The following is a 2,623-nucleotide window of genomic DNA, read 5'->3' as shown; positions in this document are numbered from 1 at the left end:
AAAATACCCAAGTAATGGGCAGGTGCAGACCTGCCGGCGAATGACCTTTTCTGCTAACATATGCTTAAGGAGACAAACAACAAGCACTACATAAGGAGGCAACGCTCTTGCATATCAATATAAAGATGCTCGATAAGGGTATGCCGGCGCCCGAGTACGCCCACGAGGGTGACGCGGGCTGTGATTTAAGAAGTAGAATCGATCAGGTGATCCCGGCGGGGGAGAGGGCTCTTATCCCAACCGGTATAAGTATAGCCATTCCCGCAGGTTACGGTGGTTTTGTTCAGCCGCGAAGCGGGCTGGCCCTCAAACACGGCATCAGTATCGTAAACACTCCCGGGCTTATCGACAGCAAATACAGGGGGGAGATCGGCGTTATCCTGATCAATACCGATAAAACCGAACCCTTTGAGGTGCGAAAGGGGGATAAAATCGCCCAGATGGTTATCCAAAAGGTGGAATCCGTCACATTCAGCGTCGTCGACGAGCTCGATGAGACCGTGCGCGGGGCCGATGGTTTCGGGAGCACCGGCGTTTAAGACAACCCCCTTTTGTTAAGCTCAAGCAACGGTGTAAAAATATCGCCTTATAGGAATAATCCCTACATGGACTATGAGGAGCTTTATGAAATAATTCAGGTGGCGCGCGGAGTCGAGCCGGCTGAGTTCGTGCTTAAAAACGCAGAGATTGTTAACGTCTTTACCGGCGCTTTTGAGACTGCGGATATCGCTATACACCATGGCATTATCGCGGGCATAGGCCGATATAACGGGAGCTACGAGCGAGATATCCAACGCTCTATCGTAGTCCCCGGGTTTGTCGACGGGCATATGCACATTGAGACATCAATGCTCAGACCCGAAGAACTTGCTGTTGAGCTTCTCAAACACGGCACCACCACCGCCATCGCCGATCCGCACGAGATCGCTAACGTGGCCGGGCTGACCGGGATCAATTACCTGCATAAAGCCACGCGCGCCGTACCAATTGACTTCTTATTCATGGCGCCATCGAGCGTCCCGTCAACTTTGCCCCAGATAGAGACAACCGGCGCCTCGATAGGCAGGGAAGAGATCGCGATGCTCCTCTCGGACCCCGCTTTCATCGGACTGGGGGAAGTAATGGATGTAGCCGGCGTTATGGCAGGCCGCCCGGCTACGCTTGAGAAAATACTGGTTGCGGCAAACAACCCCATCGCCGGTCATGCTCCGGAGTTGAAAGGAAAGAGGCTTAACGCCTACCTGGTGGCCGGACCAAGTTCAGACCATGAGACCGCCGAACTGAAAGAAGGGCTTGAGAAGATCGCCCGCGGTATGTTTTTGATGGTCCGGGAGAGTTCCGTGGCTAAAAGCCTTAATACACTTCTGCCCGCGGTTAATTACATGACATCACGCAACATGGCCCTTGTTACCGACGACCTGAGCCCGATCGATCTCATCGAGCAAGGCCATCTGGATAGTATCGTGCGCAAGGCGATTGCCAAGGGGATCGATTTGAGGCTTGTCATACAGATGGTGAGCCTTAATCCGTCGCAGCATTATGGATTAAACGACAGGGGAGCGATAGCCCCCGGCAGAATTGCCGACATGCTGATCCTCGAGGATTTAACCGATGTCTATATACGAACGGTTATTAAAAACGGGGTCATCATTTACGACGTCGGCCAGGATTTGCAATACATAGAGAAATACGAGCCCCCGATAACGCTTAAGCACAGCATTTTCACCAACAACGTTAGCGTGAATGACTTCGCTTTGCCATCCAAGGGGGCGCAGGTCAGGGTTATTAAGATCATTCCAGGAGAGATAGTGACAGAGGAAATCACCGTACCATCTCCGACTTTAAACGACCGCGTGGTAAGCGATCAACGCAGGGATTTGCTGAAGGTCGCTGTTGTGAACCGGTATAGCCGCCATGTTAAACTCGCGATGGGTTTGGTGCAGGGTATGGGGTTGCGCACAGGGGCAATCGCCTCCAGTATCGCACACGATGCGCATAATATAGTAGTTGTAGGTGTCGACGACGAAGACATCGCCGTTGCGGTAAACGCAATTATCGATATACAGGGCGGACTCGTCGCTGTGAATAAAGGTAAAGTGCTCTCAGCTTTACAACTTCGCATAGCGGGGCTTATGTCCGAGGATGATAGCACCACAGTCTACACCAGGTTAAAGGAGCTTAGAAAAGCCACGGCCGATTTAGGCACACACCTCGAGGACCCGTTTATGACGCTCTCTTTTATAACGCTTGCAACCGTGCCTAAGCTTAAAATCACGGATAAAGGCCTGGTCGACGTAGGAATGGAAGAAGTTGTAAGCCTCTTTGTATAGCCAGAAACCAACTCGCCTTAAATAACTGAAGGAATCGCCCGCCACATCTGCTCGCAGTAGGCCTTATAGCCGGCCAACGCTTCCTCCAGGGCTCCCTCGAATTCGCCCCGGGACAGATCCAAGTCCTCAATAAGTGCGTCGGCCAAATTCTCGGTATCGAACAACAGGCGGAGAGTAACCGTTGTACCGCCATTGCCTTGGTCAAAGTAGACGGAACCAAAGTGCTTGACGTTCGTTACAGAGTGCCAGGAGATAAGCTTATTCGGTTTTAGTTGATCTACTTCCGCCTCAAA

At 51.9% G+C, this 2,623-nt stretch carries 3 protein-coding genes; 2 read left to right on the top strand and 1 reads right to left on the bottom strand.

The window, feature by feature from the left end; genetic code table 11:
* Positions 1 to 107 precede the first annotated feature (107 nt).
* On the top strand, positions 108 to 539 hold the full coding sequence (gene dut / locus COY37_RS10745) for a dUTP diphosphatase (RefSeq protein WP_286678846.1): 432 nt from the start codon (positions 108 to 110) through the stop codon (positions 537 to 539).
* A gap of 66 nt (positions 540 to 605) precedes the next feature.
* Positions 606 to 2,330, top strand: a complete 1,725-nt coding sequence (gene ade / locus COY37_RS10740) for an adenine deaminase (RefSeq protein WP_286678847.1) — start codon at positions 606 to 608, stop codon at positions 2,328 to 2,330.
* Positions 2,331 to 2,347: 17 nt separating this feature from the next.
* Here the strand turns inward: ade and COY37_RS10735 are convergent.
* The coding region (locus COY37_RS10735; RefSeq protein ID WP_286977552.1) for an SRPBCC family protein at positions 2,348 to 2,623 on the bottom strand (276 nt) is incomplete at its 5' end.

Origin of the sequence: Candidatus Aquicultor secundus, assembly GCF_002791875.1 — a bacterium.
GTDB classification, from domain to species: Bacteria; Actinomycetota; Aquicultoria; order Aquicultorales; family Aquicultoraceae; genus Aquicultor_A; species Aquicultor_A secundus.
Note: the sequence above shows the minus strand (reverse complement) of the source record. Positions and strands in the feature narration are given on the sequence as shown.